Origin of the sequence: Acinetobacter piscicola, assembly GCF_015218165.1 — a bacterium.
Lineage (GTDB): Bacteria > Pseudomonadota > Gammaproteobacteria > Pseudomonadales > Moraxellaceae > Acinetobacter > Acinetobacter piscicola_A.
This window is the reverse complement of record NZ_CP048659.1, coordinates 2,081,534-2,103,622: the sequence shown is the minus strand read 5'-3', so window position 1 is coordinate 2,103,622 and position 22,089 is coordinate 2,081,534. Positions and strand designations below refer to the sequence as shown.

Annotated in this window: 15 protein-coding genes, 3 pseudogenes, 1 CRISPR repeat array and 1 other annotated feature; of the genes and pseudogenes, 13 read left to right on the top strand and 5 right to left on the bottom strand. The window is 36.6% G+C overall.

Going from position 1 to position 22,089, the window contains the following annotated elements; translation table 11 throughout:
* Positions 1-256: 256 nt before the first annotated feature.
* The 3 genes from G0028_RS10300 to G0028_RS10290 all read left to right on the top strand — a co-directional run bounded on the left by G0028_RS10300 (position 257) and on the right by G0028_RS10290 (position 3,553).
* A complete protein-coding gene (locus G0028_RS10300; protein WP_180047307.1) occupies positions 257-1,630 on the top strand; it encodes an MFS transporter in 1,374 nt (457 codons plus the stop codon).
* A 101-nt stretch (positions 1,631-1,731) separates the two neighbouring features.
* Positions 1,732-3,033, top strand: coding sequence for a DcaP family trimeric outer membrane transporter (locus G0028_RS10295; protein ID WP_174492562.1), 1,302 nt, complete (start codon positions 1,732-1,734; stop codon positions 3,031-3,033).
* Positions 3,034-3,412: 379 nt separating this feature from the next.
* Complete coding sequence (locus G0028_RS10290) at positions 3,413-3,553, top strand: hypothetical protein (RefSeq protein WP_180047309.1); 141 nt, start codon at positions 3,413-3,415, stop codon at positions 3,551-3,553.
* 10 nt (positions 3,554-3,563) lie between these two features.
* On the opposite strand, the gene G0028_RS10285 is transcribed toward G0028_RS10290, so the two are convergent.
* Together G0028_RS10285 and G0028_RS10280 are read right to left on the bottom strand one after the other, a co-directional pair.
* Positions 3,564-4,001 (bottom strand): hypothetical protein, encoded by a 438-nt coding sequence (locus G0028_RS10285; RefSeq protein ID WP_130073426.1) that lies wholly within the window; start codon positions 3,999-4,001, stop codon positions 3,564-3,566.
* A 491-nt stretch (positions 4,002-4,492) separates the two neighbouring features.
* A pseudogene (locus G0028_RS10280) lies at positions 4,493-5,068 on the bottom strand (phospholipase D-like domain-containing protein); the annotation flags it as partial.
* A gap of 3 nt (positions 5,069-5,071) precedes the next feature.
* Between G0028_RS10280 and G0028_RS10275 the strand changes: the two are divergent.
* The 3 genes and pseudogenes from G0028_RS10275 to G0028_RS10265 form a co-directional block, all read left to right on the top strand.
* Positions 5,072-5,814: pseudogene (locus G0028_RS10275) on the top strand (IS3 family transposase); the annotation flags it as partial.
* Positions 5,347-5,463: a sequence feature (AL1L pseudoknot), on the top strand. Its footprint overlaps the pseudogene before it by 117 nt.
* A 504-nt stretch (positions 5,815-6,318) precedes the next feature.
* Positions 6,319-7,560 (top strand): group II intron reverse transcriptase/maturase, encoded by a 1,242-nt coding sequence (ltrA, locus tag G0028_RS10270; RefSeq protein WP_004826931.1) that lies wholly within the window; start codon positions 6,319-6,321, stop codon positions 7,558-7,560.
* 79 nt (positions 7,561-7,639) lie between these two features.
* A pseudogene (locus tag G0028_RS10265) lies at positions 7,640-8,125 on the top strand (IS3 family transposase); the annotation flags it as partial.
* A gap of 1 nt (position 8,126) precedes the next feature.
* On the opposite strand, the gene G0028_RS10260 reads toward G0028_RS10265, so the two are convergent.
* Complete coding sequence (locus G0028_RS10260; RefSeq protein WP_180046343.1) at positions 8,127-9,116, bottom strand: phospholipase D-like domain-containing protein; 990 nt, start codon at positions 9,114-9,116, stop codon at positions 8,127-8,129.
* A 192-nt stretch (positions 9,117-9,308) separates the two neighbouring features.
* Here G0028_RS10260 and G0028_RS10255 point away from each other — a divergent pair, with 192 nt between their 5' ends.
* The gene (locus G0028_RS10255; protein ID WP_130073428.1) at positions 9,309-10,418 is read left to right on the top strand and encodes an S-(hydroxymethyl)glutathione dehydrogenase/class III alcohol dehydrogenase; all 1,110 of its coding nucleotides are present in this window, start codon (positions 9,309-9,311) and stop codon (positions 10,416-10,418) included.
* Positions 10,419-10,558: 140 nt separating this feature from the next.
* Entirely contained in the window at positions 10,559-10,993 is a 435-nt protein-coding gene (locus G0028_RS10250; RefSeq protein ID WP_180046345.1) for an I78 family peptidase inhibitor, read from the top strand.
* 65 nt (positions 10,994-11,058) lie between these two features.
* Here G0028_RS10250 and G0028_RS10245 read toward each other — a convergent pair whose 3' ends face one another.
* Positions 11,059-12,264, bottom strand: coding sequence for an aromatic amino acid transaminase (locus G0028_RS10245; protein WP_180046347.1), 1,206 nt, complete (start codon positions 12,262-12,264; stop codon positions 11,059-11,061).
* Between the two features lie 290 nt (positions 12,265-12,554).
* On the opposite strand from G0028_RS10245, the gene G0028_RS10240 reads away from it, so the two are divergent.
* From G0028_RS10240 to G0028_RS10230, 3 genes are all read left to right on the top strand, one after another.
* Positions 12,555-13,319: an alpha/beta fold hydrolase gene (locus G0028_RS10240; protein WP_180046350.1), complete on the top strand. Its 765-nt coding sequence runs from the start codon at positions 12,555-12,557 to the stop codon at positions 13,317-13,319.
* A 502-nt stretch (positions 13,320-13,821) separates the two neighbouring features.
* Positions 13,822-15,954 (top strand): bifunctional diguanylate cyclase/phosphodiesterase, encoded by a 2,133-nt coding sequence (locus G0028_RS10235; RefSeq protein WP_227554716.1) that lies wholly within the window; start codon positions 13,822-13,824, stop codon positions 15,952-15,954.
* Positions 15,955-16,333: 379 nt separating this feature from the next.
* The gene (locus tag G0028_RS10230) at positions 16,334-17,395 is read left to right on the top strand and encodes a 3-deoxy-7-phosphoheptulonate synthase (protein WP_130073432.1); all 1,062 of its coding nucleotides are present in this window, start codon (positions 16,334-16,336) and stop codon (positions 17,393-17,395) included.
* 87 nt (positions 17,396-17,482) lie between these two features.
* Here G0028_RS10230 and G0028_RS10225 read toward each other — a convergent pair whose 3' ends face one another.
* Positions 17,483-18,133: a hypothetical protein gene (locus tag G0028_RS10225; protein WP_180046352.1), complete on the bottom strand. Its 651-nt coding sequence runs from the start codon at positions 18,131-18,133 to the stop codon at positions 17,483-17,485.
* Positions 18,134-18,643: 510 nt separating this feature from the next.
* Between G0028_RS10225 and G0028_RS10220 the strand changes: the two genes are divergently transcribed.
* Positions 18,644-18,886 carry a hypothetical protein gene (locus tag G0028_RS10220; protein ID WP_180046354.1) on the top strand — a complete coding sequence of 81 codons (243 nt, stop codon included), beginning with the start codon at positions 18,644-18,646 and terminating at the stop codon, positions 18,884-18,886.
* Positions 18,887-19,200: 314 nt separating this feature from the next.
* A CRISPR array of direct repeats spans positions 19,201-20,308; the repeat unit is 28 nt; unit sequence GTTCACTGCCGTATAGGCAGCTTAGAAA.
* A gap of 277 nt (positions 20,309-20,585) precedes the next feature.
* The gene (locus tag G0028_RS10215) at positions 20,586-21,758 is read left to right on the top strand and encodes an MFS transporter (protein WP_180046356.1); all 1,173 of its coding nucleotides are present in this window, start codon (positions 20,586-20,588) and stop codon (positions 21,756-21,758) included.
* Positions 21,759-22,089 lie beyond the last annotated feature (331 nt).

Sequence of the window (22,089 nt, the reverse complement as noted above, 5' to 3'; positions counted from 1 at the left end):
GCGAAAAAATACCATTTAAATTCTCTTTCTATGATTTTTTTTAAACAAAATAAAAAAGTGTTGTTAAAACCGTTCATGATTTTATATAAAGGCTTAAAAAACATTTTTTTGATATAAGTTATTGTTATTTAATGAATAAAAATAAAGCCTACTTTTTAGGTATAGATTTATGCGTAATCGGTTTTGGACATTAAAAACACTTTAATTCATTGTTTGATAAATTTTCTACCGTTCACGCGCAGGAGGCGCAAAGTGTATGGCGAATTTAAATATAAATACAATTGTGGATGAAGCGAAGTTCACCCCATTTCATTGGAATGTATTAATTTGGTGTTTACTGATTATTATTTTTGATGGTTACGATTTAGTTATTTATGGCGTTGCATTACCTTTATTGATGCAAGAGTGGGGGTTATCTGCTGTACAAGCAGGTATGCTCGCAAGTACCGCCTTATTTGGCATGATGTTCGGTGCAATGTGCTTTGGAACTTTGTCAGACAAACTTGGTCGTAAAAAAACCATCATGATTTGCGTTGCAATTTTTAGTGGGTTTACTTTTTTAGGTGCATTTGCTTCCAACCCAATTGAATTTGGTATTTTACGTTTCCTTGCAGGCTTAGGCATTGGTGGGGTCATGCCAAACGTTGTGGCACTCATGACCGAATATGCACCCAAAAAGATTCGCAGTACATTGGTGGCTGTGATGTTTAGTGGTTATGCCATTGGTGGGATGACATCTGCATTATTGGGGGCGTGGTTAGTGACAGACTATGGTTGGAAAATCATGTTCTACATTGCCATTATTCCATTTGTTGCTTTACCATTAATTTGGAAGTTTTTACCTGAATCCATCATGTTCTTGACCAATAAGGGGAAAACTGAACAAGTCCGTCAAACTGTACAAAAAATTGCACCAGAAAAAACGATTTCTGTTGATACCGTATTTGTATTGAATGAAACCACTGTTGGCGATGAAGCGCCATTACGTGCTTTATTTCAACAAGGGCGTACGTTCAGTACATTGATGTTTTGGATCGCTTTCTTTATGTGTTTACTGATGGTGTATGCATTAGGCAGTTGGCTACCAAAATTAATGATTCAAGCAGGTTACTCGCTTGGTGCAAGTATGATTTTCTTATTTGCATTAAATATTGGTGGTATGGTGGGTGCCATTGGTGGCGGGGTATTATCAGACCGATTCCATTTAAAACCTGTATTGACCATTATGTTTGCAGTTGGTGCAATCGCATTAATTTTACTCGGATTTAAAAGCCCACAAGTGGTTTTGTATACACTGATTGCAATCGCAGGTGCAGCAACCATTGGCTCACAAATTTTACTTTACACTTTTGTTGCACAGTTTTATCCAGCCGCTGTTCGTTCTACAGGCATGGGATGGGCTTCAGGTATTGGACGTATTGGTGCAATTGTAGGACCTGTATTAACAGGGGCATTATTAACTTTACAATTGCCACATCAAATGAATTTCTTAGCAATTGCAATTCCAGGGGTAATCGCAGCACTCGCAATTTTCTTGGTGAATTTGAAAGTATCGGTAGACCAAAGCAAAGAGACTCGTTCTTCTGCTTCGCTTAAAAATGAATCAGTAATAGAGTCATCTGTCAATTAAACCAAAGAAAAATATTTTAAGTTTTCTTATATTATTTAATCAGATAAATTTATTCATGGCATCAAAGGATGATGCCATAATCATCAAGAAATGAGGTTTGGATGAATACTCATAACAAATTTTTTAAAGTAAAAACGCTTCTATTGGCTATGGGCGTATGTAGTACTGCACTAACGCATGCACAAGATGTGAATCCTGAAATTGAACAATTACGTAATGAGATTAATGAATTACGCCAACTGTTAAATCAGCAAACACAACAGCAACAGCAGCAAGCGGTACAACTGCAAAACTATCAGGAAGAAAAAGCTCAACATGCAGCGAAAGATCATCTTGCACAACGAGGGAGTTTAGCGTTGACGAAAGGTGGGGCTGAAATCAGTGTATATGGAAATGTACGTGCGGATCTTCAATATCAAATAGAAGGTGGTCCAGCAAGTCGAATCTATAACCAAATCAGTACAGTTGCTTTAGATGGCGTTAATGAAAATAGCGACAATCTGAAATCAACCTTGTCGGCGACACGTTTAGGTTTTGATTTTAAAACACCAACCCAAGTCGGGGATGTAGGTGGTAAGCTTGAGGTTGACTTCTTAGGTGGCTCGTCTTTAGATACATTACGTATTCGTCATGCTTATTTAACCTATGGAAATTGGTTGATTGGTCAGACATGGTCAAACTTTGCACCTGTTGATTTTATGCCTGAAGTCGTTGATGCACTTGGCTTTGTCGGTGGTTCAGTCAAACGTACACCACAGCTTCGTTATACGCAAAAATTAAATGCGGATACTAATTTTGTCTATGCTTTAGAAGACCCTAAAGATAGCAGTTCAGATATGCGCTTACCTGCTTTGACAGCACGACTTAACCATAAAATCGTGGATAATCTATCGCTTGGTGCACGTGCAATGGTGACTGAAAAACGTACCAAAGCAGATGAGCAAACAGCATGGGGTGTAGGTGTAGGTTTAAAATATGATGTAACACCAACTACAACATTGAAGGCGGACTACTACCATGTCAATGGTGACAGTAGTTTCGTGTCATGGACGAACCAAGGTTTTGTGACTGATGCGAATAATCAGATTCTTGAAACCAATGAATTTGATTCTATTACTCTAGGTATTACTCAACAATTCAATGAAAAATTGCGTGGTACTTTGGCTTATGGTTATATGAAAGCGGATAAAAATGACCGTTATATCAATGCCCTTGCGGATAAAACCAAAGCCAATAAAGACTTATGGCAAGCATGGGGTAACGTTTTTTATAGTCCAGTTAAGCCACTCAGCTTTGGTGTTGAATATGTTTACGGTGAGCGTGAAGCATTTGGTGCAGCACCAAATGGCAGCAAAACAGGTGAAGATAATCGTGTAAATGCGGTGGCAATGTATAACTTCTAACTTGAAGTGATATGAGTTGAAAAAGTTCCAATAAGTCGAGGTATAACTCTATTTTGGCTTATTGGACTTTTATTTTACATATGATATTTATTAAAAATAACTACATTTTTTAGATAAAAAGTTAAGCATATTTCTTTGCAAGTAGTACACAAATGAAGACCAGACAACTGACCATAAGCATGCTCATCGTGACTTTTTCGCCCAATAAAAAAGCTGAAAGCATTAAGCCAATCAAAGGCTGTAATCATTGAATTTGCCCTATTTTTGCGATACCCCCAAGTGCTAAGCCTTTATACCAAAAGAGAAAACCGATTAACATACTAAAGATAGCAACATAAAAGAGCGCTAAAAATTCAGTAGTTTTAATGCCTGTAAAACTTTGAGGAAAGTAGTTAAGGGTGCCATTAGTCAGTTACCTGATGCAGGACAATTTATGCGTTTTAATGTTGCACAATGTGGGCATAAAAAAGTATTTGATGTTTTAGAAAATGCAATGGAGGAAATGAAGAATATTCAATGAATATCATTGTTTAATCAGTATATTCTACATAATCCCAAAGATTTAAACGGGCTTTAATTTCACTACGAATATTGGGCAATAGGGGTAACAGTGTACCATCGATCCATAAACTAAGTGCTTGAGTTGAGATTTTTCGTTGTGTAGCGTCAACAAGATGTGCACCTTTGACCACAATCAAAGTTTGTTCAGACACAATAGTTTCAATTCCTTTAAACAGAACCTGTAAGCTGTGACCTGTGTCCATGATTTGCCACTCTAGTTCTATTTCTATGTTTTTATTCGACTTTAAAATAGCTTGACCTTCGAGAAAATCATGTGTAGATAGACAGTCATGATCTACTCTTACTTTACTTAAAAACCACTCCTGCATTTTTAACTCATCTAAAGTGTGGTGGGGGACTAAAATATCATCAAGATTAAATTTTTGGCTTAAATCGAAAAATTGCATGGGAGGAAAACTTATAACAAAATAAACAATGAAAAATCATATTTTATGCCAAGCATCGTTGAGAGTAAAACCTTTACAGTATTTGACTATTCTTCTGTATAAAGAAACATCACTGACTGATTGGATTTTATTTTGATGGCGACACAAGACGTTGCAAGCCCTATAGATCTTCATATATTAAAAAGTGTGAAAATATTCATTATAGTACTTTAGATTTTTCTGAAGCCATGCATGAATTTCGACATAAATTTTATGCCTTAAACTTTGATTGTTAAGTCAGAAAATTATTAAAACCTATTAACATTTATTTGGTATGGAATCATATTTTACATCACATGTGATGTAAAATCATGGGTTATATATGTCTACACGAAAACACGTTCAAAGTCAGCAGGTTTCAAAGACATCGACTTGGTAATGCAAAAAGAAAGCTTATGTTTGTTTGAGTGCAAAGCTTGACTGTGATGCCTAACTTTAAATATATGAATAAGTTACATCATCCATTCAATTGGCAAATACGACACACTATGCATCACACCACGCTGAAAACGCGTTGTTTCAGGTTCTTGAGTGTATTTTTTGATACTGCCATCGGGTTGGTGGTCATACCAATTAATTTTGCCTTGTGAGTCGAGTTTAAGTTCATAAGCAACTTTTAATAAATAGGTGTCAAGTAAGAATGACACTTGTTCTTGCAGTTGATCTGACTCAACCACTAAGCCAACTTCAGTATTTAAGTTAAAAGAACGAGGATCAAGATTAAAAGAACCAATAAAAACTTTATTGTCTATATCAATAAATTTGGCATGTAAACTCGATTTGTTTTTACCTTTTTTAGGAATGACATTGCCTGTAACCACTTCATACCAGGTTCGATTTTTACGCTCAATATAAGGTTTAAACTCATAGAGTTTTACACCACTTTTCAATAAATCTGTACGATATTTTTGATAAAAAGCATGTACTAGTGCAACATCATTGGCGACAAAGGAGTTGGTCAAAACGCGAACATCAACGCCTTGAACCGTACCGGGTTTGTCGGAGACCAAGCTTTCTGAGAGAATGTCCCGATGAAAAAAGTAAAATATACCCCTGAAATCAGAGAAAGAGCGGTTGAATTATTGATTGAATCCGAGAAAGATTATCCATCGAATTGGGCTGCGATCACCGCTATTGCTCCCAAGATAGGTTGTACTCCTGAAACTCTACGTGTTTGGTATCAAAAATATTTAGATAAACAAAACCCAATTAAAGTACAGCAACTTTCAGATCAAGAACGTATTAAACAACTCGAACGTGAAAATAAAGAACTGCAACGTGCTAACGAAATTCTACGTAAAGCAGCCGCTTTTTTCGCCCAGGCGGAGCTCGACCGCCCACACAAATAATGGTAGATTTCATCCATAACAATAAGGCGTTATATGGTGTTGAGGCGATTTGCAGGATTTTACCGATCGCGGCTTCTACCTATTATCGAACACTAGATTTCGTTGAAAACCCAGAACATCGAGCAAAGCGAGATCTACATGACTTGCATCATGCTGAACAAATTAAACGAATTTGGAAGGAAAGTTCAGGTCGATATGGTGTGCGTAAAGTTTGGCAAAAATTGAAACGTGAAGGCTATGTTATTGCTCGCTGTACAGTTGCTCGATTGATGCAAAAACTAGGTATACAAGGTGTTTGGCGTGGTAAGAATAAACAAACTACCCGTAGCCGAGAGGATCAAAAACGAGCAGATGACTTGGTGAAACGCAATTTTAGTGCTGATCATCCTGACCAGCTATGGGTCGCTGACTTCAGTGTGCCGCAGCAAGCGGCGTAAGAGATGAGGGTATGGCCCCTCGCTATCGGCTTGCAGGAGCAGGTAGCAAACCACCATAAGCGGCTTGGATCAAAAGTCCCGGTCGTGAGCGTTATGGAAAAGGCGTTGTATAGGCGTCAGGTAAGAATTAGGAAGGCGAACACCAGTGAACTGCCGTTCAAGTGTCGAAAGTACTCAAATGACATCAAAACCGGGGATGGATGTTGCCCCGCGATCAGTTTGGCCGTTACCTGCTTACGGGCCATTCGGTGTCCGGCGTAGAGGCAGCGCGATCCTAATTCAGGCTCTTACGTTGAACTGCGGGAACCTTCGGTGGCGATGTCAAGCGAAAGGCACAAGCTCAAAAGGCAAGGCTGATAATAGCAATGCGTCACCAAGGGGCGGAGCAACTCGTAGTAGTGTTGAAGTTACTGTAATGGTAATGGAGCGAAGGGGTTGCATTATCCAGGTCTACGGATTTGTCAACTGTGCAAGCAGGAGGAGCAAAACTTTATGACCAAACCATTTAACATTCCTAAAGCGTTAATCTGGGAGGCATTTAAAAAAGTCAAAGAGAATGGTGGCGCTCCAGGCGTTGATCATGAATCTATTGAGCAATTCGAAAAGCATTTAAAGAACAACCTATACAAACTATGGAATCGACTTTGTTCTGGCAGTTATTTTCCACCGCCAGTTAAGGCTGTTCCGATTCCAAAGAAGTCAGGTGGCGTGCGTATACTAGGTATTCCAACAGTTGCAGATCGAGTCGCGCAAACAGCAGTTAAGCTCTTATTAGAGCCGAAAATTGATCCATTATTTCATCCAAACTCATATGGATATCGTCCGGGGCGTTCTGCCCATGATGCAATTGCGATAGTGAGGAGACGAAGTTGGGATTATGACTGGGTTGTGGAATTTGATATCAAAGGTCTCTTTGATAACATCGACCATGATTTACTAATGCGTGCACTCAAGAAACACTGTGAAATTCCATGGATTCTTTTATATGTGCAACGTTGGTTAAAAGCACCAATGCAACACATAAATGGCCATCTTTTAGAAAGGAATCGCGGCACACCACAAGGTGGTGTTGTGAGTCCTTTATTGGCGAATTTATTTATGCATTATGCTTTTGATATGTGGATTACGAAACATCTTCAAAGTGTACGGTTCTGCCGTTATGCAGATGATGGCGTAATTCATTGTCGGAGTTTATCTCAAGCCAAACTTGTTTTACAAAAGATCGATGCACGATTTCGTGAATGTGGTCTCGAATTGCATCCAGACAAGACAAAGATTGTTTATTGCCAAGATATTAATCGTCGTAAAGCATATCCCGATGTTCAATTTACTTTTCTCGGGTACACGTTTAGGCCCCGTAAGGCTGTGGACAAGTATAAAAGAGTTTATGTAAATTTCTCTCCTGCAGTCAGTCGTGATGCACTTAAAGCAATGCGACAGACTATTCGGAAATGGCATCTACATCTGATGTGTAATCGCGAATTAAGTGATTTATCTGCAATATTCAATCCAATTCTTCAAGGTTGGCAGCAATACTATGGTCGATTCCATGGTTCAGCAATGTCAGCGATCTGGCAACACATGAATGCTTATCTTATACGCTGGATGAGGCGTAAGTATAAAAACTTGGCCCGTCATAAAAGACGGGCTAGATATGCCTTAGGGCGACTTGCGCGTGATTTTCCAAATGCCTTTGTGCACTGGAAAATGGGATGTTTACCATCGGTTGGATAATGGGAGCCGGATGAGCTGAGAGGTTCATGTCCGGTTCTGCGAGGGGCTAAGGGTGAAATTCCCTTGGTCTACTCACCCGTATATTCAAACAAATTCAGGTTGGGTTTATACTGCATTTATTATTGATGTCTTCTCACGAGCAATTGTTGGATGGAAAGTATCGACACGGATGAATACAGATATGGTGCTCGATGCACTTGAGCAAGCGTTACATGCTCGAGACATGCCAAAGAATGTGATTCACCATAGTGACAGAGGGGTTCAATATCTTTCCATTCGCTATACCAATCGTTTAGAAGCAGCAAATTTACGAGCATCAGTCGGTACGACCGGTGATTCATACGATAACGCTTTGGCTGAAACAGTGAATGGCTTATACAAAACAGAGGTGATTGAATATTTAAAAGCAGACTGGCAAGGTTTAGCGGATGTACAACTTGCGACATTAAATTGGGTAGATTGGTTCAACAAAAAGCGTGTACACAGCGCATTGGGTTATGTATCGCCTTTTGAGTTTGAAGCAATGTACTATGATAAGATTAACCCGTTAGGTCACGTGGCCTAACTTAAATAAAAAGTCTCCGACAAACCCGGTACGGTTCACCTTGCTTGGGGAACTGTGCTAAATATTGTGTACCTATTTTCGTTGGCACAAAATAAGCTGAAATTAAGTCCATTTCTTGTTTTGGTTCACCTAAATGTTGACGAATTTGGTGAGAAATTAATTCGCCATTTTGGGCTTGTCCTAAGGTTTTTTTAGGTGAATCTGCAAGGAAATGAGCACGTGCCCAATTGATACGATTTTGCTTCAGCTCATTTGCGAGTTCTCGTTGTTCAGTATCCACTTTTGTATCGGTTTCAGGTTCTTTTTGTTCTAGTTTTTGATAGTCTAATCTTAACTTTTCTAGATCTTTAGCATTGCCTTGAGTAATAAATTGCTGATTTGGATAGCTTAAATCATTATTCCAAAAGTTTGAAAATACAGTGTTTGCACCATGTACTGCTGTACCAAAAAATAAAATATCCATATCTGTAAACTGGAAGGATTCACTGGCATCAAAATATTCGCTGCTAATATTACGCCCACCAGTGACTGCAATAATACCATCGGCAATGATGAGCTTATTATGCATACGATGATTAATTTGTTTTAAACGAAAAATATAATCTAAGACTCTGAAGTGTCTAAATTTATAAGGATTATAGAGTTTAATTTCAATATTGGGATGCGTGCTTAATGCTTTTAATTGAGGGTCTATTTTTGTACCATTTTGGTCATCAATCAACACACGAACTTTTACGCCACGATCAGCCGCTTTAAGTAATTCATGTAGCATCAGATTGCCAATAAAATCATCAGCCCAAATGTAATACTGTAAGTCTAGACTATATTTCGCTTGACGAATCAGGTGGATGCGAGCAGCAATACTTTGGAATGCATCACTCATTGCTAAATAAGCAGTCAAACCCCGTTGTAACTGAGTTTTAGTATCCTCTCCATTCAGCCAGTGTTCACTGTGAATCTGAGGTTCATTGGTAGGTTTAGACTGATTCATAGGCAAACTGCATCCTGACAAAAAAGTGAAGCTAAGCGTGATGGCGATAAAAGATGGTGAATATTTCATTCTTATTGAATAAATTGTTAAATTTTTATAAATCATAACACTAGTTATTGGTTGAATCATTAAATGAAAAAAGGTTACTGTAGCTAATCTGTTAAAGAACGACCCCATGAAGGATGATGCTATATGAAATCACGTGCAGCGGTGGCATTTGCGCCAGGAAAACCTTTGGAAATTGTGGAGATTGATGTTGCTCCACCACAAAAAGGTGAAGTGTTGGTTAAAATTACCCATACAGGTGTGTGCCATACAGATGCATTTACCTTATCTGGTGAAGATCCAGAAGGTGTATTTCCCGCAGTACTGGGACATGAAGGTGCAGGCATTGTGGTGCAAGTCGGTGAAGGAGTAACCTCTGTTGCGGTGGGTGATCATGTTATTCCACTTTATACCGCAGAGTGTGGTGAATGTTTATTTTGTAAATCAGGCAAAACCAACTTATGTACAGCCGTCCGAGCAACCCAAGGTAAAGGTGTAATGCCTGATGGTACAACACGTTTTTCATATAATGGCGAGCCAATTTATCACTATATGGGATGTTCAACCTTTAGTGAATATACCGTTGTTGCAGAGGTGTCATTAGCAAAAATCAATCCTGAGGCAAATCCTGAGCAAGTATGTTTACTCGGTTGTGGTGTAACTACAGGTATTGGTGCAGTACACAATACAGCGAAAGTACAAGAAGGTGACTCAGTTGCAGTCTTTGGTTTGGGTGGAATCGGTTTGGCTGTAGTGCAAGGTGCTCGTCAAGCAAAAGCAGGGCGTATTATTGTTGTAGATACCAACCCAGAGAAATTTAAACTGGCTGAAGAGTTTGGCGCAACTGATTTCTTAAACCCAAAAGATTATGATCAACCTATTCAACAAGTGATTGTAGAAATGACAGGTTGGGGTGTGGATCATTCATTTGAATGTATTGGTAATACCAATGTGATGCGTTCAGCACTTGAATGTGCCCATCGCGGTTGGGGGCAATCTGTGATTATCGGTGTTGCGGGTGCAGGTCAAGAAATTTCAACGCGTCCATTCCAATTGGTGACAGGACGTAAATGGATGGGAACTGCATTTGGTGGGGTTAAAGGTCGTAGTCAATTGCCAGGTATGGTTGAAGATGCAATGAAAGGTGAGATTCAATTGGAGCCTTTTGTCACACATACGATGAGCTTGGACAAAATCAATGAAGCATTTGATTTAATGCATGAAGGTAAGTCAATTCGTACAGTGATTCATTTTTAAACTTCAAATCACAATTGTTAAAACTTTAAAATGAGCAGAGCTAAAGTTCTGCTCATTTTTATATTAATTTTGCAAGAATTTGACATTAAATTTGTATAAGTTAGCTAGTCTAGAGCCTTTATTTTGACTTTAAATTATTTATGAAAAATATTGCATTTTTAGGTTTAATTATTTCTTCATTAAGCGCATGTTCTATCGTTCAAAATCAACAGGAAGCAGCACCATTGATTGGGATGTCAAATCCTGCAAGTCAATACTGTGTTGAGCAAGGTGGCAAACTTGAAATTGTGAAAGAAGCACAAGGCGAAGTTGGTTATTGTTATTTGAAAGATGGGCAAAAAGTAGAAGAGTGGGCATTGTTTCGTCAAAACCAAGCACAATGTGTTGCAGATGAAGCTAAAAAACTGATTGGGAAAGTTGCTACAGACGATGCTCAGTTAAAGCAACAAACTAAAGCGCAAAGTATTCGTCGTGTTGCACCTCAGCAACCGATGACAATGGATTTTCGTTCAGAGCGTTTAACCTTGGTGATTGATCCAAATACGAAAAAAATTCTGCAAGCGAGCTGTGGTTAAGTAGAAAAATTATCGTTGACGTAAAAAACCCAAGTGAACTTGGGTTTTTTGATCTGATGTAAAAATTAAGCTGTTGCTTTAATGACTGCAGCAAATGCGTTTGCAACTGTGTCAATATTATTTAAGTTTAGACCTGCCGCACACATACGACCGCTACGTACTAAATAAATACCGTATTGATCTTTTAATGTATCCACTTGTTCAGCAGTTAAACCTGTGTAGCTGAACATACCTTGTTGTTTCACAAGATAGCTAAAATCACGTTCAGGCAATGCTGCTTCAAGTTTTGCCTTTAATAGCTCACGCATTTTGATAATACGTTCACGCATTTCTTGTAGTTCAGCTTTCCAGTTTGCAGCCAAAGCTTCATCGTGCAATACATTATCTACAATCAAAGCGCCTGTTGTTGCTGGGCTTGAATAGATACGACGTACAGTTGCTTTTAATTGACCCAAAACTTTCTGTGCAGTTTCTGCATCATCACAAACGAAGCTTAAGCCACCAACACGTTCACCATACAATGAGAAAATTTTAGAAAAAGAGTTACTCACAATAAAGTTCATACCAGATTGGTCTAAGGCACGAATTGCATAGGCATCTTCTTCTAAACCTTGACCAAAACCTTGATATGCAATATCCAAGAATGGAATGAGATCACGTGCTTTTAATACTTCAATCACACGATCCCATTGTGCAGGGGTTAAATCTGCGCCTGTTGGATTATGACAGCATGGGTGCAGCAAAACGATGCCTTTTGCTGGAATTTGATTTAAATCTTCGAGCATTGCTTCAATGTTGACACCATTGGTTGCAGCATCAAAATAGCGATAGAAATGAGAGTTTACACCTGCACCATTAAAAATAGCGATATGGTTTTCCCAAGTCGGTTGGCTCACCCAGATATCAGATTCAGGAAAGTATTTTTTTAAGAAATCTGCACCGACTTTAAGCGCACCTGAGCCACCTAAAGTTTGAATCGTCACAACACGACCGTCTTTACGTGCTTGTGAATTTTCGCCAAATACAAGTGCTTGTGTTGCTTGATTATAAGTTTTAGAACCATCCATTGGTAAGTAAAGTTTTACTTTATCATTTAAAGGTTCAATATTTTTAAGTGCAGTTTTAACCGCTTCAAGCTGAGGAACAATATTGTCCTCATTATAATATAAACCGATACTCAAATTTACTTTTTGAGTACGTGCATCCTTAGTATACTCTTCCATCAACGAAAGAATTGGATCACCTGCATAAGAATCGACGTGTTGAAACATGGTGAAAATTCCTAAATCAAACAAAGTTATTGTGTTTAGATAATATAAGCGAAATTTTGACTGACTCAACTCAGGATTGAAGATAAATTCTTATAAATGATTCAACTTTAGTTTATATCGCGAGTAAATTTTATGCTTTTATAGCAAAAATATAAATTAAAGCTATATTCTTCTTTCAATCACTTTATTTAGACAGGAACATTACGCTATAGATACAATAAAATATTGTTCAAGTTCAGCGATATTCCGATCATAATAGCGGTCTAATTTTGCAAATATTTGGAATTCCTATGTTATTAAATTATCAATGGCATCAACCTGAAGATGATCAGCAACGTACGCCGCTTGTGCTTATTCATGGTTTGTTTGGCAGTTTGAGCAACTTAGGTGGAATTGCACGTGCTTTGTATGCCACACATCCTGTCTTGCAAATTGATGTGCGTAATCATGGTCAATCACCCCATTCGAGTGAAATGAACTACCAAGTGATGGCACAAGATATTTTAGAAAGCTTAGATCATTTAAATATTCAGCAGTTTTCTGTCATTGGTCATAGCATGGGCGGAAAAGTGGCAATGAAACTGACAGAGCTTGCCGCCGAACGTTTAGAACAGTTGGTGATTTTAGATATTGCACCATTTGCCTATCAAGAAAATCATCATGATCAAATTTTTAAAGCTTTATTTGCCGTTAAAAATGCCGCTATTCAGAGTCGCAAAGAGGCGACAGAAATTATGCGTGAATTTTTGAAAGAAGAAATGGTCATTCAATTCCTTTTAAAATCATTCAATAAAGGGCAATGGTTGTTTAATGTTGATGCCTTATATGCACATTACCAAGATATTTTGTCATGGAAAGACATTCCACAATGGACAAAACCAACGCTATTTATACGCGGTCAGGCATCGCCGTATATCGGAAAATCTTTGCATATAGATGCAATTGATTCTCAATTTGAAAGTGTGGAAATTCAAACTGTAGAAAATGCTGGACATTGGTTACATGCAGAACAACCTGAAAAAGTGAATTATTTAATTCAGCATTATTTAAATTAAAAATTAGAATTATTTAAAAAAAATAATAGATGATGTTTTTTGATTAAACTTAACTTAACGTAAACAATAATATTTTATGTAAAGTTAAGTTTATATTGTTTATAAAAAAATATAATGATATTAATGTTTTGAAAGGATAATACTTATATTTTTTATATAGTGTAGAAAATATCATTTTATTTTAAATAAATGTGGTATATTTCACATTATTATTTACTTCGTATTGGGTGAGAAAGTTAATTCTATCCAAAGGCTTAACTTCTTGTATTGTACAAATTTTACAAATCATTTTATCCTGAAGGTTGATTAAGCATCTTTTTAAAACTAAAATTTAGGTAATTTAAAACTTTAAATTATTTTTTATAAATCAAAGTTTAAGGTTTTGAAGCTTATATTGGAAAAGATAGTATAAGTCATGCTTAAATGTTTAGCTTTTAGCTAGACGTTGTAAGATGAAATGTTAGTAAATATATCAATTTAGTTTTTGCAAAAAGGATCGGATATGACTCGATTAGATTTGCTTCATGATACACAAATGGGTCAGACGGATACGTCTAAAACAACGATTGTTCCTGCAAAAACAGTAATTAGTGATGAAGTTAAACTGACATTAGATTTATTGCCTCATCTTGTTTGGATTAAACGAGGCGATGCGGTCTATGGTAACACTGCACTGAGAGAATATTTAGGTGCAGAGCAATCCCTACAGGATTGTGAGTGGTTGAAATTCGTTTATCAAGAAGATGCTGAGCATTTATATAATTTGTGGAATAATGCTCAAAAAACTGGACGAAAATTTGAAAAAGAATGTCGTATTCGTGATGTTAATGATCAATACCACTGGTTTTTATTTGTAGCGCAAAGCCATATTGGCAATGGGCGAGAGTTTGATTGGACGATTACTTGTACTAATATTCATGAACGAGCACTGATGCTACGTGAAACGGCAGATACTTTGCGTGCGCATACCGATATGCTCGATGTGAGTGTTGATTGTATTAAGATTGTACGCCCAAATGGTACAGTTTCACATATGAATCGTTCTGGCTGTATTGCATTATTAGGGCAAGAAAAAGTCAAAAAATTTGATATGGAATGGCTCAGCCTTTTACCTCCAGAAGTACGAGATAAAGGACAAATTGCCATTACTTCGGCTGCAAAAGGTAAAAATGCACGTTTTGCAGGCATGAGTGGTGAAGGTGATGCACGTCAATATTGGGATAATATTTTAACGCCTGTTGTGAATGATGAAGGTCAAACCACAAGTATTTTATGTGTTTCTCGAGATATCACTTTACAGCGTATTGCCGAGAATAAATTACGGATCAGTAGTGAGCTTGATGAATTAACAGGTTTAATGAATCGTCGTTCTTTTAAGCAAAATCTCAAAAAATCTCTAATCAAAGCGAAAAGAAATAAACAAAAAATAGGTTTAATGCTGATTGACCTAGATCACTTTAAACATATTAATGATACGCTTGGTCATCCTGCGGGGGATCATTTGTTACGTATTTTATCTAAGCGTTTAAATCGTAGTTGTGATGAAAATACCTACGTCGCACGCTTAGGTGGTGATGAATTTGCTGTTGTAGTGAATGATTTAAAAGATATTGAACATTTTAAGAGAGCAGCACAAAATGTTTTAAAACAGTTAGATCAACCTATTACTTATTTGGGTAAGTTAATTAATGGTGGCATGAGTATTGGGGGCGCTTTATATCCAGATGATGCGAAAGATAGTTCAAATCTCTTAAAATTTGCGGATACTGCTTTAAATAGCCTAAAAGAAGGTGGCCGCGGAGGGGTACGTTTCTTTAATCAAGAAATGTTAGACATTACCATCCAAAAAGCAGCTCAATTAGAAACAGCCCGTCAAATTGTTCGTGACAATAGCATCCACCCCTATTATCAACCTAAAGTAAATCTGCAAACAGGAAAAATCATTGGTTTTGAAGCATTATTGCGTTGGGAACATCCAGAATTAGGGATTCAATTTCCTAGTTCTGTGGCTGAAGCGTTTAATGATTATGAGCTCGCGACAAAAATTGCTGAAACAATGCATGTTAAAGTTTTTAGTGATATAGAGCAGTGGATTCAATCTGGTTTAGACGTTGTTCCAGTTTCCATTAATGCCTCACCTGTTGAATTCATGCGGGATAATTATGCTGAAATTTTATTGAAACGTCTTGAAAAATACCAAGTCCCATATCATTTGATAGAGATTGAAATTACTGAACATATTTTAGCAGAGCGTGGTTATATTTATGTTGCGCGTGCGCTCAAAAAATTGAAACAAGTGGGTGTTCGCATTGCATTGGATGATTTTGGGACAGGTCATTCATCTTTAACTCATTTACATGATTATCCTGTAGATAGTTTAAAAATTGACTGTGGTTTTGTGCATCGAATGAATAGTGAATTACCTATTCATGCCATTGTGCAGGGTATTTCTCAACTCGGTCCAATCTTATCATTAGATATTATTGCTGAGGGCATTGAAACAGAAGAACAGCTTGAAAGTTTAAAACAAGTAGGGTGTAACCTTGGTCAAGGTTTCTTATTTAGTCGTGCAATTGATGCATCTACTGTTGTTAAGATGTTGAGCAACAAAAAGCTGCAAATAAAAATGAATTAATTTTTCAAAAAGTACTTGTCAAATGAGGTAAGTACGAGTATTTTAATTTCATACAGATTTTTTATGTGAATAAAATGTTAGTTAAACCTTTGATCAATAACGTATCTTATTATTTTTGGCAGTTCTTTAAGTAATTGCCTGAATACGTTTGGGCATAAAGTTGCCCTTCAAAGTTAATACCTGATCGGCAACCCCGATCAGGTTTTTTTATGCATTTAATTTTAGATTTTTGGAGAATACAATGAACACATTTAACAATACATACTTTAGCTACTTTTATTGGTTTCACTTTAGCCGCGCGATGACACGTATTTTGCAATCGAATAGACCCCATAAGCTCAAATAAAAGATTGGACTTGAAGTCCCAAAGGAAAAAATGATGAATATGTTAAACCAAGCTTTACAACACACAGCCAAAGTAGAAACACAACTCAGCACACCCATTCAATTAAAACAACAATTTCCATTAACTCATTCTCTTGCTGTGCAAATTGCAGAACAGCGTCAAACAATTAAAAATATTCTTTCAGGTCAAGATTCACGTTTAATGGTGATTACAGGACCATGTTCGATCCATGATCCTGTTGCAGCTTTAGAATATGCACAAAAATTAAAGCATTTACAAAGCTTGGTATCAGATCAAATTTTCCTTGTTATGCGTACATATATTGAAAAACCAAGAACCACAGTAGGTTGGAAAGGTTATATGTATGACCCTCAGTTAAATGGTTCTTCAAATTTACAATTAGGTTTAGAAAAATCACGAGAATTATTCTTAAATATTATTGAAATGGGATTGCCTATTGCCAGTGAAATTTTAAGTCCAATGGCGACAGGATATTTTGATGATTTACTGGCTTGGGGTGCGATTGGCGCGCGTACAAGTGAGTCACAGATTCATCGTGAAATTTCGAGTCATATGCCTTTCGCGATTGGATTTAAAAATGGTACAGATGGTTCAATTCAGATTGCTTTAGATGCAATTCAATCTGCAATGCATTCACATCAATTTTTGGGAATGGGTCAACATGGCTTACCTTGTGTGTTGGATAGTCAAGGTAATCCTTTGGCGCATTTAATTTTGCGTGGCTCAAACTCAGGCTCAAATTATGATTTAGCTTCAATACAAGCAATTCGTAAACGCCATCAGGGTAATTTACCTGCATTGGTGATTGATTGTAGTCATGGTAATAGTGCAAAAAATCCATTGAAGCAGCCAGAAGTTTTAGCTCAAATTATTGCTGAGCGTAAAGAAAGCCATGTGCGTGGTGTGATGTTGGAAAGTCATTTAGTCGATGGTCAACAGAAAATTTCTGATGATATGATTTATGGTCAGTCTGTGACAGATGGCTGTTTAGGTTGGGAGAAAACGCAAAATTTATTGTTAGAAATGCATGACAATATGCAGACTGCCCAACAAATCATGACTTGTTCTGCTTAAAATGAGAATGATTAAAGCTCTTCTATGGAGCTTTAATCATTTGTTTGTTCTTGCTATTTAATTTTAGCTTGTGATTATTTTACAATTTTATTGCTGAATAATTTTATACAGGAAAAATCCTATCAAAATAAAAAGATATAATGGCCAAATTGAAATCAGAAGAATAAGAAAGTCGAGTAGGAATTGCCAACCGAATTGAATTGCGTAGCGTATTCTATTCCCAAAATGATCACCATTTAATTGAGCAATATCATTAAGATTGACATCTATGCGTTCACGTACAATCGTGGGTTGATCAATGTTTAGATGAATGGTACTAAAATGAATACGGTCTTGTATTTCGAGTTGGGTTAAACGAGAAATTTCATTCAGTTGGGCATTTGATTGTGCCGTAGTTGATATTTGGCTTTGTTGTACTTTTTCTTCTAGAAGCTTTAACTCATAACGCTTTGCAGAGTATTGTTGTTGATTGAAGAAATACATCAGTGGTAAAAGTTGATTCACAAATGTTGCTGCATTTTCACTTGGGATTCTGATAATTAAATCTGCCTCAGGACGGATTTTTTCAAAAATTTTGATTTTACCCTCAGAAATATTTTGAGATTTTGCTTCTAATACTGTGTAATTCACATTTTTGTGTTCAATAAAACCACCCATTTTTAAACCGAGCTGTTCAATGACAAGTGTCGTTTTTACAACATCTTGGGCAGAAAAATTTACACTCGCTTCACGAACCATCTGCCGTGTTGTGTCAACAGTATTTGCTTCTGGGTTTAAGATCGTTTCGGTTTTTTGTGTTGTTATTGGTGTTGTTTGGGCTTGTGGGGGGGTGAAGTATCCAGCTGATTATTTGATGCTGCATGAATAGAGTTTTCTTGGGCTTCATTGCCAGATGGCTCAGCTTCTTGTTTTTTGAGCAAGCCATTAAACATAGACAAGAGAGCGTGATGATTAAAAAGTTGTTTTTCATTTTTTGAATAACTTTAAAATGTTTAGAGGAATTATAATGAAAGCTAAACATTAAATATTATTATTTTGTGAATCGTTGTTCTTGAGAATTTTTAGGTGGGTATACCTCTAATGAGTTTGTGGCTGGTTTTTTAACTGTCGCGCTTGTTCGTTGAGTCCATCATCATATATTAACGAGATATTCTCAGTTTATGCCCACAATCTTTCCACAAAGTTGTGGGTTTTTTTATCAAAAAAATTATTATATATTGATAATAATAGTATGAATTGGAGTGTAAGATGAATATCTGTATAGGTGGTTGTTGGCATGGAAGTAAACTGTTAGTAGATCAGAAATCGGATTATTTTTTAGCGAAAGACAGAGTGACGAGCAAACCTACAAGATATGAAAGATTACAGATATTATGTACGAATGAAATCAAAAATTTTTGGGTTGCAGATAGTTTAAATCGTTTAGAGATTACTCACAAGATACAACCTTATTTGGATAATTTACGCTCAAATTTAGATTATCAAATTTAAAGAATAATTTTTTAAAATGTATATTGAGGCATGTTGAGCATCAAATGGGTGTTAGGAGTGCACTAACATCCTATACGCTTAGCAAAAGAGTGAAGTGATTCATCATGTAAAATAATACAGCTATGTATGATTTTTTATGATAATAGATTGTTAAATTAAGTTATTGGGTAAGAGAAGATTTTAACCAATATTTTTTGAATATTTAATACGTTAATAAAATCAATAATTTATAGACCTGGTTCAAAACTTGGGTATTTTGATATTTTAAGTTTTAACTCACTGTTATATCTTCTTTTTTTTGCTATATTATTACTGTTCACTGCCGTATAGGCAGCTTAGAAAAATTGATGGTTATTTTTATAAGGGTAAAAAAAGTTCACTGCCGTATAGGCAGCTTAGAAATGTTGCGTGTGCGTATGTAATTCTCACCCATCGTTCACTGCCGTATAGGCAGCTTAGAAATGCTAAAGTTGTTTCTTTCGATGCTGCAACGCGTTCACTGCCGTATAGGCAGCTTAGAAACCCGCATCCGAGTCATGTGCATAACTTGGGATGTTCACTGCCGTATAGGCAGCTTAGAAATTATCAAAACAAATCCTTTATTTTTTGTTGTTGTTCACTGCCGTATAGGCAGCTTAGAAAATAACGCAACCAACGATTTACATTTTCCTGTTGTTCACTGCCGTATAGGCAGCTTAGAAATAAACCTGAACCACAACGACCACAGCAACAGGGTTCACTGCCGTATAGGCAGCTTAGAAAGCCAAGCGGAAATATTGAATACGCAAGGGAAGGTTCACTGCCGTATAGGCAGCTTAGAAATTGGGGATGATATGACAATCAAGACAGTACACGTTCACTGCCGTATAGGCAGCTTAGAAATCTTTTGAGGGTTATTATATATCAACGATACTGTTCACTGCCGTATAGGCAGCTTAGAAAATAAGTAAAAGTATATAATTCAACATTCATGGGTTCACTGCCGTATAGGCAGCTTAGAAAACCGAATCTGCTGCATCTAAATACCCTTGCAAGTTCACTGCCGTATAGGCAGCTTAGAAACCCCAAATAAAGATAATGCAAACATTTTAATCGTTCACTGCCGTATAGGCAGCTTAGAAATCAACTTTAAAACTACACTCAACTTTAATCTGGTTCACTGCCGTATAGGCAGCTTAGAAATCTTGCTGACGCTGTGCTGCATTCGCTGCCGAGTTCACTGCCGTATAGGCAGCTTAGAAAAAGTGGTGAGAAATTTCCAACTGGTGAAGATTGTTCACTGCCGTATAGGCAGCTTAGAAAAGACGGTTTACATATCAATCAAATTTATTGGTGTTCACTGCCGTATAGGCAGCTTAGAAATGTACCGCTGTTAGTCTTGACAGAGAGGTCAAGTTCACTGCCGTATAGATAGCTTAAAGTTTGCTTTATGGCCTTAAGTATTTTCTTCACTTGCACGGTGAGAGATTGTTTTAGATAATAGATCATAATTTAGATTTGATTTTGAATAAAAGTAAATATTTTAACTATAATAAGGCTACTCTCCCAAAATGATTGTTTTTGTATGCGTATTCATCAGTCTGAAAACTAAATAATTTTATGATTTATAGATTTTTGAATTACATCCAATGCATTTAAGTGCATATGTATACAACTATTATTTTTATAATTAATTGTAAATACAAAGGTTTACAGCTGAATGCAACCAATGCCAATCCAACACAAACTTGGTGCTTTTTATTTTTTCTACTATTCGATTGTTGGTACATTCATGCCTTATTGGAGTTTATACCTACAAGATCAAGGCTTTGATTTTAATGAAATAGGAATTTTGTCTTCCATCGCTATTATTACCCGATTTTTTGCACCTTTTATTTGGGGATGGATTGCAGATAAATCAGGTAAACGTATGCTTTTAGTCCGTATTGCAACATGGATGGAAGCTGTCATTTGGTTACTGATTTTTATTATTCCCAATAATTTTCAATCAATAGCTTTACTCATGCTGATTTTTAGCTTTTTTCAAAATGCGATTTTGGCACAATTTGAAGGTGTTACCTTATTTTGGTTAGGTGAAAAAAGAGCAGAATTGTACGGTAAAGTGCGTAAATGGGGATCGGTTGGTTTTATTGTTGGGGTTTTTAGTATTGGTCTGTTATTGGAAATTGTTCCAATTTCAATGTTGCCAATTATGCTTTTATGCATTTCATTTACTGCTTTTCTTTGGTCTTTTACCATTAAAGAACCGCGTCATGCACCTCAATCACAAACACAGCTTGAGCCTTTATTGCTGATCTTAAAACGACCTGTTGTGGCTGCATTTTTTAGTATCGAATTCATTATGCTGTTCGCACAAGCGCCATTTTATAGTTTTTATAGCAATTTTTTAAAACAGTCAGGTTTCAGCACGACAGAAATTGGATTGTTATGGTCAGTTGGTGTGATTGCTGAAATTATCATGTTCGCTTATTCGGCATTGTTTCTTAATAAATTTTCGTGGCGTTTTTTGATCAGTCTATGTTTGATCATGACTGGATTGCGTTTTATTGTGGTGGGATTATTCCCTGAATTATTTGTTGCACAGTTTATTGCACAGACTTTTCATGCTTTTAGTTTTGGTCTTTTTCATGTGATTGCGATGCGTATTATTTTCCAAAATTTTAGTTTGGGGCAGCAAGGGCGAGGGCAGGCATTATATAGCACGATGTGGGGTTTAGGGGTAGCAAGTGGCAGTGTGTTGGCGGGACATTTTTGGCAGCAATTGTCAGGTCAGTGGGTGTTTATAATCGCAGGTTGTACAACCATTTTAGGATTTTTATTTCTACAAGCTTTACCCGAGGTGGTTGAACACAATGCGGAGCATTCATCATAATTTATTCCTTTGTCTAAATATAAATAACACTATCTATAATTTTTTTAATCAATCAATCTATTGATGCATATACTCAATCAAAAAAATGACAATATCTTGCTCTTTGTGATGTAGATTTTTTAGTAAAATAGGGTACTTATAAAGATTTTCTAGAAGAATTTTTGCACATTGTATTGTTATTATGTATACAATGTAATGACAATGAGCTTGCATTTATGTGTGATACATTGATAGTTCTGCTAATCACTGTATAGGATCACGTGATTAATGTGTATATGTTTTATAAGCGAATTCTAAATCATCATATTGAATATATTAAGAAAATATTATC

Bases quoted from the DNA above. Each gene is read 5' to 3' on its own strand.
- G0028_RS10220 (WP_180046354.1), top strand. From the start codon at position 18,644: ATGAATATCTGTATAGGTGGTTGTTGGCATGGAAGTAAACTGTTAGTA.
- G0028_RS10255 (WP_130073428.1), top strand. From the start codon at position 9,309: ATGAAATCACGTGCAGCGGTGGCATTTGCGCCAGGAAAACCTTTGGAA.
- ltrA (WP_004826931.1), top strand. From the start codon at position 6,319: ATGACCAAACCATTTAACATTCCTAAAGCGTTAATCTGGGAGGCATTT.
- G0028_RS10235 (WP_227554716.1), top strand. From the start codon at position 13,822: ATGACTCGATTAGATTTGCTTCATGATACACAAATGGGTCAGACGGAT.
- G0028_RS10240 (WP_180046350.1), top strand. From the start codon at position 12,555: ATGTTATTAAATTATCAATGGCATCAACCTGAAGATGATCAGCAACGT.
- G0028_RS10285 (WP_130073426.1), bottom strand. From the start codon at position 4,001: ATGCAATTTTTCGATTTAAGCCAAAAATTTAATCTTGATGATATTTTA.
- G0028_RS10215 (WP_180046356.1), top strand. From the start codon at position 20,586: ATGCAACCAATGCCAATCCAACACAAACTTGGTGCTTTTTATTTTTTC.
- G0028_RS10225 (WP_180046352.1), bottom strand. From the start codon at position 18,133: ATGGTTCGTGAAGCGAGTGTAAATTTTTCTGCCCAAGATGTTGTAAAA.
- G0028_RS10300 (WP_180047307.1), top strand. From the start codon at position 257: ATGGCGAATTTAAATATAAATACAATTGTGGATGAAGCGAAGTTCACC.
- G0028_RS10245 (WP_180046347.1), bottom strand. From the start codon at position 12,264: ATGTTTCAACACGTCGATTCTTATGCAGGTGATCCAATTCTTTCGTTG.
- G0028_RS10230 (WP_130073432.1), top strand. From the start codon at position 16,334: ATGAATATGTTAAACCAAGCTTTACAACACACAGCCAAAGTAGAAACA.
- G0028_RS10250 (WP_180046345.1), top strand. From the start codon at position 10,559: ATGAAAAATATTGCATTTTTAGGTTTAATTATTTCTTCATTAAGCGCA.
- G0028_RS10295 (WP_174492562.1), top strand. From the start codon at position 1,732: ATGAATACTCATAACAAATTTTTTAAAGTAAAAACGCTTCTATTGGCT.
- G0028_RS10260 (WP_180046343.1), bottom strand. From the start codon at position 9,116: ATGAATCAGTCTAAACCTACCAATGAACCTCAGATTCACAGTGAACAC.